16 protein-coding genes and 1 pseudogene are annotated in these 19118 nt (G+C 58.8%); 13 read left to right on the top strand and 4 right to left on the bottom strand.

The annotated features are described in order from the left end of the window. Positions 1-42 precede the first annotated feature (42 nt). Together ACZ5A6_RS11085 and ACZ5A6_RS11080 are read left to right on the top strand one after the other, a co-directional pair. Complete coding sequence (locus ACZ5A6_RS11085) at positions 43-2274, top strand: ABC transporter permease (protein WP_174060961.1); 2232 nt, start codon at positions 43-45, stop codon at positions 2272-2274. After that, the gene (locus tag ACZ5A6_RS11080) at positions 2271-3332 is read left to right on the top strand and encodes an ABC transporter ATP-binding protein (RefSeq protein ID WP_003514159.1); all 1062 of its coding nucleotides are present in this window, start codon (positions 2271-2273) and stop codon (positions 3330-3332) included. The genes ACZ5A6_RS11085 and ACZ5A6_RS11080 overlap by 4 nt, the downstream gene beginning before the upstream one ends. 27 nt (positions 3333-3359) lie before the next feature. On the opposite strand, the gene ACZ5A6_RS11075 is transcribed toward ACZ5A6_RS11080, so the two are convergent. After that, positions 3360-5396, bottom strand: coding sequence for an oxidoreductase (locus tag ACZ5A6_RS11075; RefSeq protein WP_174060962.1), 2037 nt, complete (start codon positions 5394-5396; stop codon positions 3360-3362). A 145-nt stretch (positions 5397-5541) separates the two neighbouring features. On the opposite strand from ACZ5A6_RS11075, the gene ACZ5A6_RS11070 reads away from it, so the two are divergent. The 4 genes and pseudogenes from ACZ5A6_RS11070 to ACZ5A6_RS11055 form a co-directional block, all read left to right on the top strand. After that, on the top strand, positions 5542-6171 hold the full coding sequence (locus ACZ5A6_RS11070; RefSeq protein ID WP_013636802.1) for a TetR/AcrR family transcriptional regulator: 630 nt from the start codon (positions 5542-5544) through the stop codon (positions 6169-6171). Between the two features lie 139 nt (positions 6172-6310). After that, positions 6311-6985, top strand: coding sequence for a response regulator transcription factor (locus tag ACZ5A6_RS11065; RefSeq protein WP_003514154.1), 675 nt, complete (start codon positions 6311-6313; stop codon positions 6983-6985). Further along, on the top strand, positions 6982-8418 hold the full coding sequence (locus ACZ5A6_RS11060) for a sensor histidine kinase (RefSeq protein ID WP_174060963.1): 1437 nt from the start codon (positions 6982-6984) through the stop codon (positions 8416-8418). Before ACZ5A6_RS11065 ends, ACZ5A6_RS11060 begins: the two co-directional genes overlap by 4 nt. 58 nt (positions 8419-8476) lie before the next feature. Next, a pseudogene (locus ACZ5A6_RS11055) lies at positions 8477-8618 on the top strand (outer membrane protein); the annotation flags it as partial. A gap of 112 nt (positions 8619-8730) precedes the next feature. On the opposite strand, the gene ACZ5A6_RS11050 reads toward ACZ5A6_RS11055, so the two are convergent. Together ACZ5A6_RS11050 and ACZ5A6_RS11045 are read right to left on the bottom strand one after the other, a co-directional pair. Continuing rightward, on the bottom strand, positions 8731-9117 hold the full coding sequence (locus tag ACZ5A6_RS11050; protein WP_025594437.1) for a hypothetical protein: 387 nt from the start codon (positions 9115-9117) through the stop codon (positions 8731-8733). Between the two features lie 104 nt (positions 9118-9221). After that, the gene (locus tag ACZ5A6_RS11045; protein ID WP_041694560.1) at positions 9222-9653 is read right to left on the bottom strand and encodes a MarR family winged helix-turn-helix transcriptional regulator; all 432 of its coding nucleotides are present in this window, start codon (positions 9651-9653) and stop codon (positions 9222-9224) included. A 206-nt stretch (positions 9654-9859) separates the two neighbouring features. Here ACZ5A6_RS11045 and graD point away from each other — a divergent pair, with 206 nt between their 5' ends. The 7 genes from graD (at position 9860) to ACZ5A6_RS11010 (ending at position 16524) form a co-directional block, all read left to right on the top strand. Continuing rightward, positions 9860-10399, top strand: a complete 540-nt coding sequence (graD, locus tag ACZ5A6_RS11040) for an FADH(2)-dependent resorcinol hydroxylase reductase component (protein WP_003514147.1) — start codon at positions 9860-9862, stop codon at positions 10397-10399. Positions 10400-10435: 36 nt separating this feature from the next. Next, on the top strand, positions 10436-11665 hold the full coding sequence (graA, locus tag ACZ5A6_RS11035) for an FADH(2)-dependent resorcinol hydroxylase oxygenase component (protein WP_174060964.1): 1230 nt from the start codon (positions 10436-10438) through the stop codon (positions 11663-11665). Positions 11666-11711: 46 nt separating this feature from the next. Next, entirely contained in the window at positions 11712-12695 is a 984-nt protein-coding gene (tsdA, locus tag ACZ5A6_RS11030) for a gamma-resorcylate decarboxylase (protein WP_003514143.1), read from the top strand. Between the two features lie 3 nt (positions 12696-12698). Next, entirely contained in the window at positions 12699-13754 is a 1056-nt protein-coding gene (gene graC, locus ACZ5A6_RS11025; protein ID WP_003514142.1) for a maleylacetate reductase, read from the top strand. 40 nt (positions 13755-13794) lie between these two features. After that, entirely contained in the window at positions 13795-14682 is an 888-nt protein-coding gene (gene graB, locus ACZ5A6_RS11020) for a hydroxyquinol 1,2-dioxygenase (RefSeq protein ID WP_112391429.1), read from the top strand. Next, on the top strand, positions 14679-15017 hold the full coding sequence (locus tag ACZ5A6_RS11015; RefSeq protein WP_003514138.1) for a YciI family protein: 339 nt from the start codon (positions 14679-14681) through the stop codon (positions 15015-15017). Before graB ends, ACZ5A6_RS11015 begins: the two co-directional genes overlap by 4 nt. A gap of 220 nt (positions 15018-15237) precedes the next feature. Next, a complete protein-coding gene (locus ACZ5A6_RS11010) occupies positions 15238-16524 on the top strand; it encodes an MFS transporter (RefSeq protein WP_003514137.1) in 1287 nt (428 codons plus the stop codon). Between the two features lie 53 nt (positions 16525-16577). On the opposite strand, the gene ACZ5A6_RS11005 is transcribed toward ACZ5A6_RS11010, so the two are convergent. Next, positions 16578-18905, bottom strand: a complete 2328-nt coding sequence (locus ACZ5A6_RS11005) for a DUF1217 domain-containing protein (RefSeq protein ID WP_174060965.1) — start codon at positions 18903-18905, stop codon at positions 16578-16580. Between the last annotated feature and the right edge of the window lie 213 nt (positions 18906-19118).

Here is a 19118-nt window from a genome sequence, read left to right as displayed (position 1 = left end):
GTCCGCCGTTCTTTCATCGGCATGAAATAAGCGAGGTCGGCCATGACACGTGGCAATCGCAGGCTGAACATTGTCCTGGCGCTCGGGGCTTTTGCCCTGGTTTTTCTTCCCTGGTATCGCATTGAAGGCGGCTTCTTCAGCTTCCGCTGGCTGTCTGAGTTTCTCTCTTCCCCCAGCAATGCGCCCGGTGTGCTGCAAATATTGTTTTATGGAAAACCATGGCTTGCCGGTGCCGGCCTGTTTTTCCTCGCCGGATGCCTTGTCCGCCCGATTGGCGATCCGATGCTGCGGGGCAAGCTGCTTGCGTGGATTGGTGCTGCCGGTCTCGTGGTTCTGATTTTGCAGGGATTGGCGATCGGCTTTACCGGCTGGACATGGAGCCTCAGTGAAAACCTGTTCGGCGTGCTTTCCGATGGCCAGCCCGCCATGGGCGCCGGTGCCGTCGTCATGTCGCTGGTCTTTGTGCTTTTCTTTGCCTTCGGGCTTGCCGAACGCGGCGTGATGAAGGGCGATGCCTTTGTCGTCGGCTCGATTTCCATTCTGGCCTTCCTCGTTACCGTTTTCGTGTTCTATCCGATCGGCAGCATGCTGATCGCATCCGTTCAGGATTTCGATGGCTCCTTTAATGCCGATGGCTTCATCCGCAATATTCAGGATCCCGGCATCTGGAGCCTTGGCTGTGTCACGGGTGAAGAACGCTGCGGCGTTGCCTGGCGAACGCTCTTCCTCGCCTTGATGACCGCCTTCGGCTCCACAGTGCTTGGGTTGGGTTTCGCGCTGGTCGCCACCCGCACCCGTTTTCCGTTCAAGAAGGGCCTGCGCCTTCTGACGGTTCTACCGATCATAACGCCGCCTTTCGTCATCGGTCTTGCCCTGACGCTGCTCTTCGGCCGCGCCGGTGTCGTCACTGAATGGCTTTCCTATCTCTTCGGCATCGAACCCGGCCGCTGGCTCTACGGCATGACCGGCATATGGATCGCGCAGGTTCTCTCCTTCACGCCGATATCCTTCCTGGTGCTGATCGGTGTCGTCGAAGGTGTCAGCCCGTCGATGGAGGAGGCGTCGCAAACGCTTCGCGCCGACCGCTGGCGCACCTTCTGGCGGGTGTCGCTGCCGCTGATGAAGCCGGGTCTCGCCAATGCGTTTCTCATCGGCTTCATCGAAAGCATGGCGGATTTCGGCAATCCGCTGGTGCTTGGTGGCACGCATGGGGTGCTGTCGACGGAAATCTTCTTTGCCGTCGTCGGTTCGCAGAACGATCCTTCACGCGCCGCTGTTCTCGCCATTATCCTCCTGTGCTTCACGCTTTCGGCGTTCCTCGCCCAGCGTTTCTGGCTGGCCGGCAAGAACTTCGCCACGGTTACCGGCAAGGGCGACAGCGGCGCGCATATCGCGCTGCCACGCGGCCTGTCCATTGGTGTCCATGCCGTCGTCGTGCCGTGGATGGTCTTCACCATCGTCGTGTACGGCATGATCCTCGTCGGCGGTTTCGTGAAGACCTGGGGTCTGGACAACTCGCTGACGCTTGACCACTACATCCGCGCGTTCTCCGTCAGCTTCTCCAACGGCTCGATCGCCTGGACCGGTGTTGCCTGGAACTCGTTCTGGACGACCATGGAGATCGCGCTGGTGTCGGCGCCGCTGACCGCTGCCGTCGGTCTGCTGACGGCCTATATCATCGTGCGGCAGAAGTTTGCCGGTCGGAACATCTTCGAATTTGCCCTGATGATGAGCTTTGCCATTCCCGGAACGGTCATCGGCGTCAGCTACATCATGGCCTTCAACCTTCCGCCGGTGGAAATGACGGGATCGGCGCTGATCCTGATCGCCTGCTTCGTCTTCCGCAACATGCCGGTCGGCGTGCGCGGCGGCATTGCGGCAATGAGCCAACTCGACAAAAGCCTCGATGAGGCCTCGCTGACGCTGCGCGCCGACAGTTTCCGCACGATTAGGAAAGTGATCCTGCCGCTGCTGCGCCCGGCGATCACGGCGGCTCTGGTCTACTCCTTCGTCCGAGCGATTACCTCGATCAGCGCCGTCATCTTCCTCGTCAGCGCCCAGTACAACATGGCGACCTCCTACATCGTCGGTCTCGTCGAAAACGGTGAATACGGTGTCGCCATTGCCTATTCCTCCATGCTGATCGTGGTGATGATCACTGTTATCACCGGCTTCCAGCTCATTGTAGGCGAGCGTCGCCTGCGCCGCGAAAACCGCGTCGCGGGACTGCCGTCCGCATCCTCCGTTCCTCTCGCTCAGGAGAAAACCGCATGATTTCCGTAAAGCCCGGCTCGGTCACCTTTCAGAATGTCCGCAAGACATTCGGCGCCTTCACCGCCATCCCCGACCTTTCGCTCACCATCGAACCCGGTACGCTGGTGACACTGCTCGGTCCCTCCGGTTGCGGCAAGACGACGACGCTGCGCATGCTGGCGGGGCTCGAACATCCCACGGCCGGTCGCATTCTGATCGGCGACAAGGATGTGACCATGCTGCCGGCCAATGAGCGCGATGTCTCGATGGTTTTCCAGTCCTACGCGCTTTTCCCGCATATGACGGCGCTCGACAATGTCGCTTATGGCCTGCAATCCTCCGGACTGCGCAAGGCGGAAGCACGGGAGAAGGCCGAGGAAGGTCTGAAGCTCGTGGGGCTGGCCGGCATGGGACATCGTCTGCCTGCCGAGCTTTCCGGTGGTCAGCAGCAGCGCGTGGCGGTTGCCCGCGCTCTGGTGCTGGAGCCGCAGGTGCTGCTGCTCGATGAACCCCTTTCCAACCTCGATGCGCGTCTTCGCCGCCGGGTTCGTACCGAAATCCGGGAATTGCAGCAGCGGCTTGGTTTTACCGCCGTTTATGTGACGCATGATCAGGACGAGGCGCTGGCCGTTTCCGACCGGATCATCGTGATGAAGGAAGGCGAGATCGCCCAGTCAGGCGCGCCGCGGGAACTCTACGAGGCGCCGGCTTCTTCCTTCATAGCCGACTTCATGGGCGAGGCGAATGTCGTCGGCTGCGAGGTGGTCAGCCTTGAGGGCGCCGATGCGTTGATCCGCGTTGGGGGGATCGATCACCGTGTTGCGGCACGCAACGCCAAACCTGGCCCGGCAAAGCTTGCGGTTCGTCCGGGTTCGATTTCCATCGCCCAATCGGGCGGGCAGGGACTTGCCGGGCGGGTGCTGCACAGTGCCTATCTCGGCGGTCACGTCGAATATGAAGTCGAGACCGATATCGGCACGCTCTTCATCATCGACCATGCGGTCGAGACCAGCCTGCCGCCCGAAAGCGATGTCACACTCGGGTTCAAGAACCGTGGCATTGCCTTGATCCAGGCCTGAGTTTCAAAGCGTATCGCGGCGGCCCTCTCAAATGTCCTTTGCGAGACGAAGCGCATCGTAGATCGCCGCATGTGTATTGCGTGCGGCGACCGCGTCGCCGATGCGGAAGAGCCGGTAGGCACCGCCAGGGTTGCGCTCGACGGTTTGGGCGGAGCCCTCCAGCAAGGCGTCGTAGGATATTTCGCCGAGGTTCCTGGAGCCCGGCTTGAGGTCGAAATAGAGATCGTCCAGCGGCACCGTGCCGTGATTGACGACGATCTGGTCCACGGTCCTTGATTTCGTCACGCCGCCATAATCGCTGCCGACGTGGGCGACGAGCTGGTTGCCGTTTCTTTCCGCCGCTTCCAGCCGATAGGTGACGGTGAAGGTGACGTCGAGTTTTTGCAGTGAGCGCATGTAAGGAACTAGGTTCATCGCCATGACTTCCGGCGCGAAGGCGCGATCCGGGGTCATGATCTCCACTTTTGCGCCCGCCTTTGCGAGAAATTCTGCTGCCTGCAAGCCCGCATGGTCGCCGGCATCGTCGAAAACCAGCACATTCGTTCCCGGCTTGACGTCGCCGGAAATGATATCCCACGAGGAAACGACCAGATCATTGCCGCTTGAAAGCACATCGGTATACGGCAATCCGCCGGTAGCGATGATGACGACATCTGGGCTTTCCGAGAGCACCGTGTCCGCTTCCGCCCAGCTGTTGAAGTGAAAGGTAACGCCGAGCCTTTCGCACTGGCTCATGCGCCAGTCGATAATGCTGATCATTTCGCGGCGGCGTTCGCTTTGCGCGGTCAGGCGGATCTGGCCGCCCGGATCGTTTGCGGCCTCGAAGACGACGACCTCATGGCCGCGTTCGGCACAGACACGCGCGGCCTCCAGCCCGGCCGGACCGGCGCCGACGATCACGACCTTCAGGCTTTCCGTCGCCTTGGTAATTTCGTGCGGCATCGTTTCTTCGCGGCCTGTCGCCGGATTATGAATGCAGAATGCAAGGCCGCCCTGATAGATGCGGTCGAGACAGTAGTTGGCGCCAACGCAAGGCCTGATATCGTCCTCCCGCTTTTCCATGATCTTGCGCACGATATGCGGGTCCGTCATGTGAGCGCGGGTCATGCCGACCATATCGACCTTGCCGGAAGCGATGGCGTATCTGGCGGTGGCGACATCCTGGATCTTGGCGGCGTGGAAGGTTGGGAAACTGGTTGCCGCGCGGATTTCGCCCGCGAAGTCCAGATGCGGCGCGTTCGCCATGCCCTGAATGGGAATGACGTCGGTCAGGCCGGGATCGGTATCGATATGGCCCCTGATAACGTTGAGATAGTCGATCAGGCCGCTATCCCGCAACCGGCGCGAGATTTCGAGGCCTTCCGCCTTTCCGGTGCCGCCTTCAAGACATTCGTCGGCGGTATAGCGAACCCCGAGGATGAAATCGTCGCCGACACGCTCGCGCATAGCCCTGAAGACGTCGAAACAGAAACGCATGCGGTTGTCCAGCGAGCCGCCATAGGGGCCATCCAGCTCGTTGGTCAGCGGCGAGACGAACTGGTCGATGAGATGACCATAGGCTTCAAGCTCCACCCCGTCCATGCCGCCCGCCTTCATGCGTTCCGCAGCGTCGGCGAAGTCCTTGATGATGCGCTCGATATCCCAATCCTCGATCTTCTTTGGGAAAGCGCGATGCGCGGCCTCCCGCTGGTGGGATGGTGCCAGCACCGGCAGCCAGTCGCCCTTGTCCCAGCGCGTGCGGCGGCCGAGATGCGTCAGCTGGATCATGATCGCTGCACCCTCTTCATGCACGGCGTCGGTCATTTCCCTGATCCACGGAACGATTTCATCCTTGTAGGCCAAGAGGTTGTTGAAGACGGGCGGGCTGTCTTTCGAGACGGCTGCGGAGCCTGCCGTCATTGTCATGGCGACGCCGCCCTTTGCCCGCTCGAGCGTATAGGCGCGGTAGCGCCCTTTCGGCATGCCGTCCTCCGGATAGGCGGGTTCATGCGAGGTAACGATGATTCGGTTTCGCAGGGTGAGATGCTTTAGCTGGTAGGGCTGAAGAAGGGGGTCATTCGACATGGCGACCGTGCTCCGAGAACGTTTATGGGAGAAGGCTAAGCGGGAATGTACATAGGTGTCAATTAATAAAACACTTGTGTTTACGCATTCGACATGAGTGAACATTCGCCTTGTCGCGACCAGACCAATTTGCTAGGAAATCATCATGGAAGCGACATTGAACGAGACTGGTTGGCGCGGATCGCAGGAGGGCTGGCTTGAGGCCGCCTACCAGGCACTTCTCGAATCCGGCGTGGATTCCGTGAAAATCCTGCCGTTGGCGAAAAAACTCGGTCTGTCGCGCACGAGTTTCTACTGGTTCTTCCGGGATCGGGAGGAGTTGCTGGCCGCACTCGTCTCCCGCTGGCGCGAAAAGAATACCGGCAGCATCGTCAGGCAGTCGGAGGCCTATGCGGAGACCTTGGCCGAAGCGATGCTGAATGTCTTCGATTGCTGGCTGGATGCCGGCCTCTTCGACAACAGGTTCGAATTTGCGGTTCGCAGTTGGGCTCTTCAGTCCGATGATATTCTTGCCGAGGTGCGTAAGGCCGATCAGACGAGAATGGATGCGCTTTCGCGCATGTTCATGCGTTTTGGCCATTCCGAAAATATGGCGGATGTGCGTGCCCGCACCACCTATCTCGTGCAGATCGGCTATATCTCCATGCAGTCGGAGGAAGATATGGCCGTGCGCATGAAAAGGATCCCGGACTATATTGCGATCTACACCGGTGAGGTGCCGCAGCAGCGCGAGCTTGACCGGTTTTATGCAAGACATGGGTACAGGCCGGGATAAGGCATCCAAGGTGTGACGGTCGATTTGGGTCTGGCAGGAGGGTGAGAGAAGGATAGTCCGGCTCCTTGCCTGCAATGTAGCTGTAACATTCACCGACCAGTGGTGAGGACGGCAAGCATTCACCTTTGGGGAAAAGTCATTGCGAATCCTGCTTCTCGAGGATGAACCGGAAATGGCTCGGGCCCTGCTCGAAGCCCTGCGACGGCGTGATGTGCTTGCGGATCATGTCAGGACGATTGCCGATGCTGACGCGCTGGCGCGTGACGGGTCTTACGATGTGCTGGTTCTTGATCGCCGTCTTCCGGATGGTGAAGGGTTGAACCTTGTGTCTTCGCTTCGCAAAGCCAGGCATTCGGTGCCGATCCTCGTTCTGACGGCCCTCGGAAGTGTCGATCACCGCGTTGACGGTCTTGACGCCGGAGCGGATGATTACCTCGCCAAGCCCTTTGCGATCGAGGAACTGCTTGCCCGCCTTCGGGCGCTGCACAGGCGCGGCCCTTCGCTCTCCAGCCAATATGTGAGCTTCGGAAATCTGAGCATTGATCCGAAGAGCAATGAAGTCACAGTTGCCGGTGCCATCATCGAGTTTCGGCGGCGGGAATATCTGGCGCTCGAGGCTCTGATGCGACGTCCGAACCGCATCGTGACGCGTTCCAATCTGGTCGAAGCGGTTTACAACCTGGATGATGAGATCGAATCCAACGCTCTCGACGCCCATATCTCCCGCATCAGGAAGAAGCTCGCGCAGGCCGAAGCAACGGTCGAGATAAGAGCCGTGCGAAACATCGGCTATCTCATCCGGGCGAATACATGAAGCAGGAGCGCAACCGATCCCTGCGGTGGGCGCTGATGAAGCGTCTTTTCGCCTTGCAGGCGTTCTTGCTCGTTCTGTTTGTCATCCTCCTCGTCGGCTGGATCTGGATCATTGATCCACGGCTGGAGGGCGCCAATGAAGAGGCTGTCCGCATCGTTGCGGAAAGCGTGACAAAGGATGGGCAGGGCCGGGCGCAAGTTTTGCCCACGCCCGGATTGGTCGAGCTGAAACAGCGCTATCCGAATCTTTGGTTCTTGGTGCGGGACGCCGATGAAATCGTCCTGCGATATGGAGAAATCCCAGTACCGGCTTTGGCGGCAGTTTTTCCGTCAAGCATCGAAAGGGCGCGTCTGGAAGCGGGGGAAAAAGTCCGGGCCACTATGGAAAACCGTAATACGCCTGCCGGGCGGTTGCAATTCATTGCCGGTACGGAAAAAGGCATCCCGAATGACGGCCTCAGCCTATGGATCAGTATGCAGTTAGATCTGGAAAAGGATGCCAACGGCGAGATCCGCTGGCTTACAGTCTTGCCGGGTGTGGGCTTCGTCATTCTTATCGCCGTCGTGCCCATGCTGATCCTGACTGGTATCGCGACATTGATCGTGACCCCGAGGGCGGTCGGCCGTTCACTTGGCGGCCTCATGGAAACGGTCAGCCAGGCGCAATCCATCAATTTCGAGAACCGGTCTGCCCGTATCAATCGTTCCAAGGTGCCCAGCGAAATCATTCCCCTGGTAAATGCCTTCAACGTCGCGCTCTCCAAGCTGGATGAGGGATATAATCGCCGTAACCGTTTCCTCGCCGATGCCGCGCATGAGTTGAGAACGCCGATTGCAATCGCGCGGATCAGGGCCGATCTTTTGCCCGATGACGCGCTGAGCCGACAACTCCGGGCCGATATCGATCGCCTCACACGCGTTGCGCACCAGTTGCTGGAGATGCAGGCAGTCGGCGTGGTGGAATTACCCGCCGAGCGGCAGGACCTGAACATCCTTGTCGAGCGCATCGCGACCGATCTCGCGCCGATTGCGATGGATGCCGGTTACGAGTTCGATTTCGAGCCAAGTGAAGGAGAGGCCGTGTTCACGGTCCAGACTTCGATCATCGAGATGGCGGTCGTCAATCTCGTTCGCAACGCAATCGATCATGGCGGCGGCAAGGGTGCTATCACGATCCGGGTCGGTGCTGCGGGCTTCATTGACGTTTGCGATGAAGGGCCGGGCATCCCCGTCTCGGAGCGCGAGCAGGTATTCGAGCCGTTTCACCGCGTCAATACGAACTCGCCAGGAGCCGGCCTCGGGTTGAATCTAGTCCAGAAGGCGGCAGAGATCCATTGCGGACGCGTTGTCTTCCTCGACCTCAATCCCGGTTTTTGCGTCCGGCTGGAAATTCGCTCGGTCGCTTCGGAAGATGCTGCGGCTGACGCTGTCTAGCTGACGGGATTTTAAGCGATCAGGTACGTTTCCCCGGCCTTACCACCACCAAGTTCAAGGATGGAAACAGGGCTATCGGGTTGGCGCTGGCGTCGAACGGAGCTTCGGCGGCGGCCTGTCGGCCAAGTTTGGCGAGCGGCAGGTCGAAGTCCGATCCAAATGATCACGTCATCAAGGCCGGCCTGAACTACCGCTTCTGACCGGCCCATCCGATGAGAAATCCCAGGAGAACGTTCCAACGAAAACCGCCGCTTCAAGCATCAAAGCGGCGGTCAAAAATCTGGGAGGGCTGAGTTTGAAATCCGGAAACGATCACTCGCATTCGAGTGACGGTTGCCGGAAGCTCGTTACATACCATTCGCCGCCGGAATTGCGTGTGTAGAAAGTATAGAAGCAGTCTATGCGCTCGACATAACCCGGCGTCTCGGACACTTCGTAACGCTCTCCGCGCCGTGTTGTCCGCACTTCGCCACTTGATGATCCGGCGACAGCTTGTGTCTTGTTCTTCCGCCACTGGTAGGCCTGCTGTCCACCGCCAAGGCTATAGATATTGTCCGGCGGCCCATAGTCCAGCATCACGCTGGTGATGGGCGCGCCGATGTAGCTTTTCATGACTGTCGAGGCGCAGGCCGAAACCAGGATCGATGCTGTGACAAGGGCGAGCGTTGTCAGGAAGGCGGGTGACAATCTCTCGGACATGGGCAAATTTCCTCCGCTGTGGTGAGTTGCCACAGGGATAGGAACCAGCCATTACAAGTACATTGCACGCGAAGGTCGTGACGGGTCAGCGGATCCTTGGGGGATCAGAGACCGGCAATATTGCGGCCGATGTGGCGCAGGATGCTTTTGAAAAGTTTCACTTCGGCCGGGTCAAGGCCTTCGATCGCGGTCTTTTCGAACATGGCGGCAATGGGCATCAGTTCCTCGGCAAGTTCTTCACCCTTTGGCGTCAGCGTGATGCGCACGATCCGCGCATTGTCGACCGGTCGCTCGCGGCTGACGAGGTTGCGTCTGACGAGCTGGCCAACAAGCCGGGAAAGCGTGGAAATCTCCACCGACACGAGGTCTGAAAGCTCGGTCAGCGTTTTGCTTTCCTGTTGTCTCAGCGTTGCCAGCACACGATACATCGGCAGGGTGATGTCATAGGATGCCAGCCTCAGGGAGAAGCGCTCTCCAAGCCGAACACCTACCCAGTTGAGCAGGTAGGGTACCGAGTCAGTGAACTGATAAGACACAAGCAAAACCCCGTTTTGAGAAACACGTGCGCGGATGACGTGGCGCACCCATCGGCTGTACCGGCATAATCTATCAGTTTCAATAGTTTCGCTCCAGAAGACCGGGGACGGCGAGGCCATATCGCAGCTTCCCACGCCATAAAACATTTGCATTGACAAATGTTGCAAATGAAAATATTTAAGAATGCAGGATTTGGGAGGATCTCATGACATCAGCACTGTTTGGCCTGAACAATCTTGCGCCTGAAGGCGTCGGCCAGAATTTCCGCACGACGATGCGCCGTTTTCCGGCGACCGTGACGGTCATCACTGCCTGTGCCACGGGTGATCAGCGCGATCACGGCATGACGGTTACCGCCGTCACCTCGGTTTCGATGGAGCCGCCCTCTCTTCTGGTTTGCCTGAACAACCGCACGTTTCTGCACGAATTGCTGCTCTGCCGGCCCGATTTCATCGTGAATGTACTGACGCAGGACCAGATTGCCTTGTCTGATGCTTTCAGCGGCAAGGTTTCGCCTGAGGAGCGTTTCCGCAACGGCGAGTGGCAGCGTCATGACAACGGTGTTCTTTATCTGCCCACGGCCCATGCCGCCATCGCCTGCCGCCGTGTCGCGGCAATGCCATATGGAACGCATACGGTGTTTATCGGACAGGTGGTGTCGGCCGATGTAAGCGAGACGACACGACCGCTGCTTTACGAAAATGCCCAATATTGCGCCGCAAGCCCTGCAGGCCTGTCCGCCTGATATTTCCCGGCTAGACTATTCTCGGAGGAGACAATCATGAACGATATGAGCCATGCGCCACAGCCGGCGCAAACGAAGCCGCATGTCCGCCTCGTCGGTCGCGTTGCCGGTGTAGCGGATCTTTTCCGCTCCAGCGCCCGACAAACAGAGGAGGCGCGCCGCGTTCCCGCCAGTCATATCGCGGCGCTGCGCGGCATCGGCTATTTCGATGTCGTCAAACCGCGGGCTTTCGGCGGGCAGGGCGGTGAATTTGCCGAGCTTGTCGAAGCCAATATCGAGCTTTCGGCGGCCTGCGCGTCGACTGGCTGGGTTGCCGGCCTGCTTTCCGCCCATCAATGGCTGCTGGCGATGTTTCCAGAGGAGGCGCAGGCGGATGTCTGGGGCGAAAACCCTGACGCGCTTCTGTGTGGTTCCTATGCGCCGGTAAAGATGGCGGAGGCCGCTGACGGCGGTTACCGCCTGAGCGGCAAATGGGCCTTTGCCTCGGGCTGCGAGAATGCCCAATGGTCTCTCTGCGCCGCCATCCTGCCGCCGCAGGGCGAAGGCCGGCCGGTTCCGGCCTTCCTTCTCGTGCCTGCAAGCCAATATGCCATTGAAGACACGTGGCATGTGGTCGGACTGGCCGGCACGGGTTCCAAGACGCTGGTTCTCGATGATGTCTTTGTTCCCAAACATCGGGTTCTGACCTTTCCGGACGCGACCAGCGGCCACACGCCGGGCGGGCGGTTTTATGCGCAGGAAGGTCTCTTCAACATGCCGCTTCTTACCGGCATTCCTTCCTGTCTCGCCTCGACTGGCGTCGGCGCAGCCAAGGGTGCCCTGGCAGCCTATGTCGATCATGTCGGTGGCCGGGTGACCCGCGGTGCGGTGGCGGGCGGCAATAACCGCATGGCGGAATTTCCAACCATCCAGCTGCGTGTCGCGGAAGCCGCTGCGAGCGTGGATGCCGCTTGTGAAATCCTGTTGCGCGACGTTGCGCGGGCTCAGGCACTCTCACAGGCAAGGCTTGAAGGGCGGGCGGAATTTTCGGTGGACGACCGGCTATTGAGCCGTCGCGGCCAGTCCTTTTCGGTCTCTCTGGCGCTGCGCGCCGTGCAGGCACTCAACGATTCCACCGGCGGTGTCGGGCTCGATCTTTCCAATCCGGTCCAGCGGGCCTGGCGGGATGCGAATGCGGTGGGCCGCCATATCAGCATGAACTGGGATGCCGTGGGCACCATGATCGGCCAGAGCATGCTCGGCCTGGAACCCAAGGGCCAATATTGACCGCACACGTGGCGGCAACTGAACAGCGATTTTCGGAGGAAATAACATGCAAGGCAAGGTCGCTCTCGAAGAGCATTTCGCAATCCCGGAAACACTTCAGGATTCGGCCGGGTTCGTGCCCGGTGATTACTGGAAGGAACTGCAGCATCGCCTGCTCGACATTCAGGATACGCGCCTGAAGCTGATGGATGCGCATGGCATCGAAACCATGATCCTGTCGTTGAATGCGCCGGCGGTGCAGGCTATTCCCGACAAGAAGAAGGCGATCGAGATTGCGCGCCGCGCCAATGACGTCCTGGCTGAAGAATGCGCCAAGCGGCCGGACCGCTTCCTCGCCTTCGCAGCCCTGCCGTTGCAGGACCCGGATGCGGCGACCGAGGAGCTTCAGCGTTGCGTCAACGATCTCGGTTTCGTCGGCGCGCTCGTCAACGGCTTCAGCCAGGAGGGCGATGGCCAGACACCGCTTTATTACGACCTGCCGCAATATCGTCCATTCTGGGGCGAGGTGGAAAAGCTTGATGTGCCTTTCTATCTGCATCCGCGCAATCCGCTACCGCAGGATTCCCGCATCTATGACGGCCACCCCTGGCTGCTTGGCCCCACCTGGGCGTTTGCGCAGGAAACGGCGGTTCACGCGCTGCGCCTCATGGCATCAGGCCTGTTCGACGAGCATCCGCGCCTCAACATCATTCTTGGCCATATGGGCGAGGGCCTGCCCTACATGATGTGGCGCATCGACCACCGCAATGCCTGGGTGAAGCTGCCGCCGCGCTATCCGGCCAAGCGCCGTTTCATGGATTATTTCAACGAGAATTTCCACATCACCACCTCTGGCAATTTCCGCACCCAGACCCTGATCGATGCCATTCTGGAAATCGGTGCCGACCGCATCCTGTTCTCCACCGACTGGCCCTTCGAGAACATCGATCATGCCTCCGACTGGTTCAATGCGACGAGCATTGCCGAGGCCGACCGGGTAAAGATCGGCCGCACCAATGCGCGCCGCCTGTTCAAGCTCGACGGAGCCTGAGCCATGCAGCCGTTCGTCTATACGACGGCCCCGGCCCGCATCGTCTTTGGCACGGGTAGCTCCGTGGGGGTGGCGGAGGAAATCCGTCGCCTCGGGCTGTCACGGGCGTTGGTGCTTTCCACACCCCACCAGAAGGGCGATGCGGAGGCTTTGGCCGCCCGGCTTGGCCCATTGGCTGCCGGTGTTTTTTCCGATGCGGCCATGCATACGCCGGTCGAGGTGACGAAAAGGGCGGTCGAGGCCTATCGCGCTGCCGGTGCCGATTGCGTCGTATCGCTCGGCGGCGGCTCTACCACCGGTCTTGGAAAGGCCATTGCCTTGCGCACCGATGCGCCCCAGATCGTCATTCCAACGACCTATGCCGGCTCTGAGGTGACGCCCATTCTTGGCCAGACGGAAAATGGAGTGAAGACCACCCTGCGCGGTCCGGAAATCCTGCCGGAAGTGGTGATTTACGACGCCGAGCTGACACTTGGATTACCGGTTGGTATCAGCATGACCAGCGGGCTAAACGCCATGGCCCACGCGGCAGAGGCGCTTTATGCTCGGGATCGCAATCCGATCGCCAGTATGATGGCGGTGGAAGGGTTGCGGGCGATGATCGAGGCGCTTCCCGGTGTGAGGATGGAGCCGCAAGATACCAAGGCGCGCGAAACGGCACTTTACGGCGCGTGGCTGTGTGGCACGGTGCTTGGCGCTGTTGGCATGTCGCTGCATCACAAGCTTTGCCATACGCTGGGCGGCAGTCTGGACCTGCCGCATGCGGAAACCCATGCGGTGCTTCTGCCGTACACCATCGCTTATGTGGAACAGGCGGTGCCGGATCAGCTTGCGCCGCTGGCCGCACTTGTCGGTGGCAGGGCAGGGACGGGTCTTTACGATTTTGCCGCCCGGCTGGGCGCGCCGGCAAGCCTTGCAGCACTCGGTGTTGGCGGGGAAGATCTCGACGCTATGGCCGAGCTTGCGACCGCCAATCCTTACTGGTGCCCGCGGCCAGTTGAAAAAACCGCGATCCGCGCCCTGTTGCAACGCGCCTTCGAGGGCGCAAGGCCGGAGTGATCCGGCAAGCAGGGAGCGGCAATGATGGGAGGAGGACATTATGGACATGAAAACAACCGGTGACGACGGCTATTTCGTCGAGGAACGTTCGGCCGAAACCGTGATTGCCCGTATGCGCGATTGTGACGATCCGCGTCTCAAGGAGATCATGGCGGTCGTCACCCGCAAGCTTCACGAGGCGGTGAAAGAGATTGAGCCGACTGAAGAGGAATGGATGAAGGCGATCCATTTTCTGACCGAGGTCGGCCAGATCTGCAATGAATGGCGGCAGGAGTGGATCCTTTTTTCCGATATTCTCGGCGTTTCCATGCTGGTCGATGCGATCAACCACCGCAAGCCGAGCGGCGCGTCGGAATCCACCGTTCTCGGGCCTTTTCATGTGGCCGATGCGCCTGAGATGCCGATGGGCGCCAATATCTGCCTCGACGGCAAGGGCGAGGACATGCTGGTAACCGGCCGCATTCTCGACACCGACGGAGTGCCGGTCGCAGGCGCCCGCATTGACGTCTGGCAGGCCAATGACGAAGGTTTCTACGACGTGCAGCAGAAGGGCATTCAGCCCGATTTCAACCTGCGTGGCGTATTCGTCACCGGTGAGGACGGACGCTACTGGTTCCGGGCGGCGAAGCCGAAATATTACCCGATACCGGATGATGGCCCCGTGGGGCAGCTTCTGCGGGCCATGGGGCGTCATCCCTACCGACCAGCGCATCTGCACTACATCGTTTCGGCAGAAGGCTTCACCACGCTCGTCACGCATATTTTCGACCCTGATGATCCTTACATTCGTTCGGATGCGGTTTTCGGTGTGAAGGAAAGCCTGCTGGCCGATTTTCAGCGGGTGGAGGATGCGCAGAGGGCGCAGGAGCTGGGGTTCGCCAACGGCTGGTTCTGGTCGGTGGACCACGATTTCGTGCTCGCCCGATGACCCGCGGTAGCGACCGTCCCCGGCTCTATGTGCGTTTTGCTGAAAGTGATCCCGCTGCCGCTGAGCAAAGGTTGGCGCAGATGAGTGCCCACAAGGCTCATTTACGCAACGAAGATGGCGTTCCGGAAGGATTCAGAATTCTCGCATCCGGCCCGATGCAGGCGGAAAGCGGAGGGTCTGCCGCGGCCCTCATCATTGCTGAAGCCCGCTGTATCGAGGACGTCATGGCTTTTAGCGACGCCGACCCTTTTGTCATTCACGGCGTCTATAACCGCATTCGTATTTTGAACTGGACGCCGACTTTGTCGAGGATTTCGGGGCTGCAAGGCGACTGAAAACCACGCCTGCAATGGCTGTTGGCGATTGTTAATATTTCAATTGCAATTTTTGCAAACGCAACATTTAATCGAAGGCGGGTGATACCGGCGATATGTGTCTTGACAGGAGCGAGACGCACATCAGGGTGGAGCAAGCCGGGCACCCAGGGAGCAATCGCAGGAACGGGAAGACGTCGATCCATTCCGGGTGGCGCGTTCATGCGTGAAAGGGAGGAATATGTCCACGAACTATATGAGCGCCGCCTCGGTGCGGACGAAGAACCCGGCTGGCGTCATCGCGACATGCGGCCTGATGATCATGTTCGACGGTTACGATCTTGTCGTTTACGGCGCGGTTGCACCGGCGTTGCTGAAAGAAGGCGCATGGGCGCTCAATCCAGCCATGGTCGGGCGGGCTGCCGCCTTGACGCTGGTGGGCATGCTGCTCGGCGCGCTGTTTGCCGGCACCATGGCGGACCGTATCGGCCGCCGGAAGGTCGTTCTCATCAGCCTTGCCGGATTTTCAGCGATGATGATCGCCTCGGCCATGACGCCGAACTTTCTTGCTTTCGAAATCACGCGCTTCTTCGCCGGTCTCGGCCTTGGCGCGCTCCTGCCGACGGTGACGGCGCTGGTGCTGGAGTTCTCGCCGCCCAAGCGCAGGGCACAGGCAAACTCCCTGTCGTTCCTCGGTTATCTTATCGGCGGCATCATTTCCGGCCTCATGGGTATTTTGCTTCTGGAGAGCTATGGCTGGCGGCCATTGATGCTGATCGGCGGCCTGCCGCTTATTCTTCTGCCGATCTTCATGCGGTTCCTGCCGGAATCGCCGGAATGGCTGGCAAGCAAGGGCCGGCAGGCAGAGGCAGACGGGATTTGCGACACTTACGGCCTGCAACGCATTACGCCGCATGCCAAGATCCAAAAGGGCGGCGTGGGCGCCCTCTTCTCGGAAGGCCGGCTGCTTTCAACGCTGAATGCCTGGGGCATTCACTTTTGCTCGCTTCTGCTGACCTTCGGCATGGTCAACTGGCTGCCCACCATCATGAACAAGATGGGCTACGACATCAGTTCGGCGCTCAGCTTTTCCATCATGCTCAATGTCGGAGCCGCAATTGGCATTCTCATCGGCGGGCGTTTCGCCGACAAGGGTAACGTCAAGGTGGTTGTGGCCGTCCTGTTTGCCATTGGCGCGGCCTCGATCTGGGCGTTGACGGTAAACAAGGGGCCGTTGCTCTATCTTTTCGTTGCCCTTGCGGGTGCGGGAACGATTGGAACCCAGATTCTTGCAAATGTTCTGGTGGGACGGCTTTATCCTGTCCATATTCGCGGTACGGGTCTTGGCTTTTCCCTAGCCGTCGGGCGGCTGGGCGGCATCGCCGGTCCGATGATCGGCGGTCTCGTGCTGCAACGGGGCCTGGCTCCGGAGTGGAACTTCTACATTTTCGGCTCGATCGCGCTGGTCGGGCTGGCTTTGACCGTATTGACCCTGCTCTACCGCACTTCAGGCGACGGGCGGGTTTGACTAAGATGATGTTGGCCGCAGGGCAAAACCTGCGGCCAGCACTAATAGATGGTCTAACCTCTGCGGCGGCTGCGGAGTTGCCCCAACGTCGCGAGTGTATTGCCGCTGATGGACGTGCTGCCGCTGCCGAATAGAGCGAGACGCGGATCCGACGTTGCGTTGTTCGCTTCGAATGTCAGCAAAAAGCGATTGACCAGTTTTTCGACCTTCTTGGGGTCCTGCAGGTCCTTTATCTTCAGTTTCTTCTCGATCATCTTTGCCTGCGCATCCACCTTGGAGTTTGCGGTTTCTGCGGGAATTCCAAGGGCGGTGCGGGTGAACTCCGCAAGCGCATTGTCGGCGAGTATGTCGTAGGGATTGGAAATGCTGGCGGCCATGCGCTTGAAATAGAGCGCAAGGCGAACGCCGGAATTTTCTTCGCCGACCCGCTGTTCCAGCGTCTGCCGAACATATTTGTCGCGTGTTTCCATGAGGCTGCGGGTGTTCTGCACGCTCTGGCCGGCTTTCGCGACGATATTCCCCTTGGCGTCGAAATTGAAGGAGCCGCCAAGTGCGCGGAAGCGGGCATCTTTTTCCGTATTGGCGAAGCTTTTGGGGTCCTTGAGGTCGGACTTGAAGATCTTCTTGAGGTAGTCGGTGGTGACCGTTTTGGGGTCGATACGCTGCGCAATCAGCATGAAATCGAGAAGGCGGCGGTCGGAGAGCAATTGATCGACGGTTTCAATCGTTTCCATTTTCTGGCGATAGTAGGTGACCTCCTTTTCGCCTTTCTCCCTGACCTTTTTGTCCTTGTCCCAACGGGTAACTTCCTTCAGATAATTTCGTGATATTCGGGTGATCTCGTTTTCCGACTGGGCGAGCCGGGGTGAGCCGATCTTGCCCTCGGCATCAAAGTTGAAAGCCTTGGCCAGCCGCACGAAACGCTCGTCTTTCAAAGTGTAAACGTAACTTTTCGGGTCTGACAGATCGCTGGTAAATACCCGTTTCAGCGTGAAGGACGAGGCTTCTTCAGCGGTAATATCGAAGGCCTTCAGGGCGAAGTTTCGAATGATGACCGCGCCCTGCGCGTTCGACAGAAAATCCTCGAGATTTTTCGTCAGGCCGATATAGCGCTGGTAGTTCTTGATTGCCTTTTCGTCCGCTGCTTCGTCCTTGTCATCGTAACGGCTGAAGTAGAGGTTCATCATGGTGTTGAGCTGTTCGGCGGTCTGCGCGACCTTGCCGGTCTTGATCTTGCCATCCGCACCGAAATTGAAGGCGCGTGCCAGATCGACAAGACCTTTGTCCTTCTCCTTATGGATAGGGCTTTTCGGATCATTCGGATCCTGCAAGACGGCCCAGCCGATTTTCTTGTCCGTCTCATCATTGTCCGTCAGATTGAAGCTGACGATGAGCATCGTTCTCAGGCGCGCAAACTGCGTCATTTGGCTGGCCTCGGTGATGGTTTTCATCTTGTCCGCGAAATACTCGCGGTTGAGAACAGCTCCGGCCTGCGTCAGGCGGGGATTTGAAAGAACGTAGGTTTCGTTAATCAGTCGCCTCTGCGCAGCCGTCTGCGCCGGCATGCCGTCATCTACGCGGCCGTCGTCCCGGAAATTAAACGCGGCCGCCATCTCGAACAGTTTGTTGGCATCGTTGATACGCTTGTTATATTGGCTGATCAGGTAGTCGATCTTTGCGAGCGCCGGTTTGTCGGTGGACGCGACGCCTGCACGTTCTATGCGCAGATCGGCCGCCTTTGCCTTCCACTCCGGGATCAATGACTTGTAGGTCTTGTTGATGTAGCTATCGGCATTGCTGATATCGCTCGTCAGAACGTTTTTGACGTGCTTGTAGCTGAAGGTCTCGGGGTCGATGCCGAAGGATTTGAAGATATAATCCCGAAGCCGCGTGTTCTTGAAGATATCGTCGACATGCCCGACCTTCTCGATGGCAATGTTGTAAAAACGGGTCTCTTCCTTTAATTCGGCGCCTTCCTGTTCGATCGTAGCGTGATAGGTGGCAATCAACCGGTCCTGCTGGGATTTTGTCTGAACCGATTTTTCCGCTTTGATCGTGCCAAAATCGAAAGAGGCAGCGAAGTCGCGGTATCGCGTATCCTTCAGTTTGTTGGCGAAGCTGTTCGGATCGTTGAGATTGCTTTCCAGCACCTTCTTCATGAAGGCGGTGGCATAGATCATTTCCTCCAGTCCATGTGCCTTCATGGCGTAGGAATAGAGCCGGAAGTCCTTCAGGAACGCGTCGAGGTTTTTGACCTTGCCGATATTATCCGCATAATATTTGGCGTCGCGCGATACGACGGGGTCGTTCGCGACGCGTTTCAGCGACAATTCCATATCACGATTGTAAAGAGCGTAAGTCGTATATGCGGGCAGCACCATGTGTCTCCGAAAAAACTATGGCAAAATCTGTGCGTGAACCAGTTATGAAGCGGATAGTTGCAGTATAGTCTTGCGCGTAGCTGTATAATCAAAAGTAATATTTAGATTAAATATTTTGTATTATTAAATTAGTTGAGATTTATATTGATTGTTTGGTGCGTGGCTGCGTTCAGATCGCGTGCAGGCAGAAGCGGCCCCAAGCGCCAACGCCAA

The sequence above is a fragment of the Agrobacterium sp. 6Ca8 genome (assembly GCF_055382765.1).
Note: the sequence above shows the minus strand (reverse complement) of the source record. Positions and strands in the feature narration are given on the sequence as shown.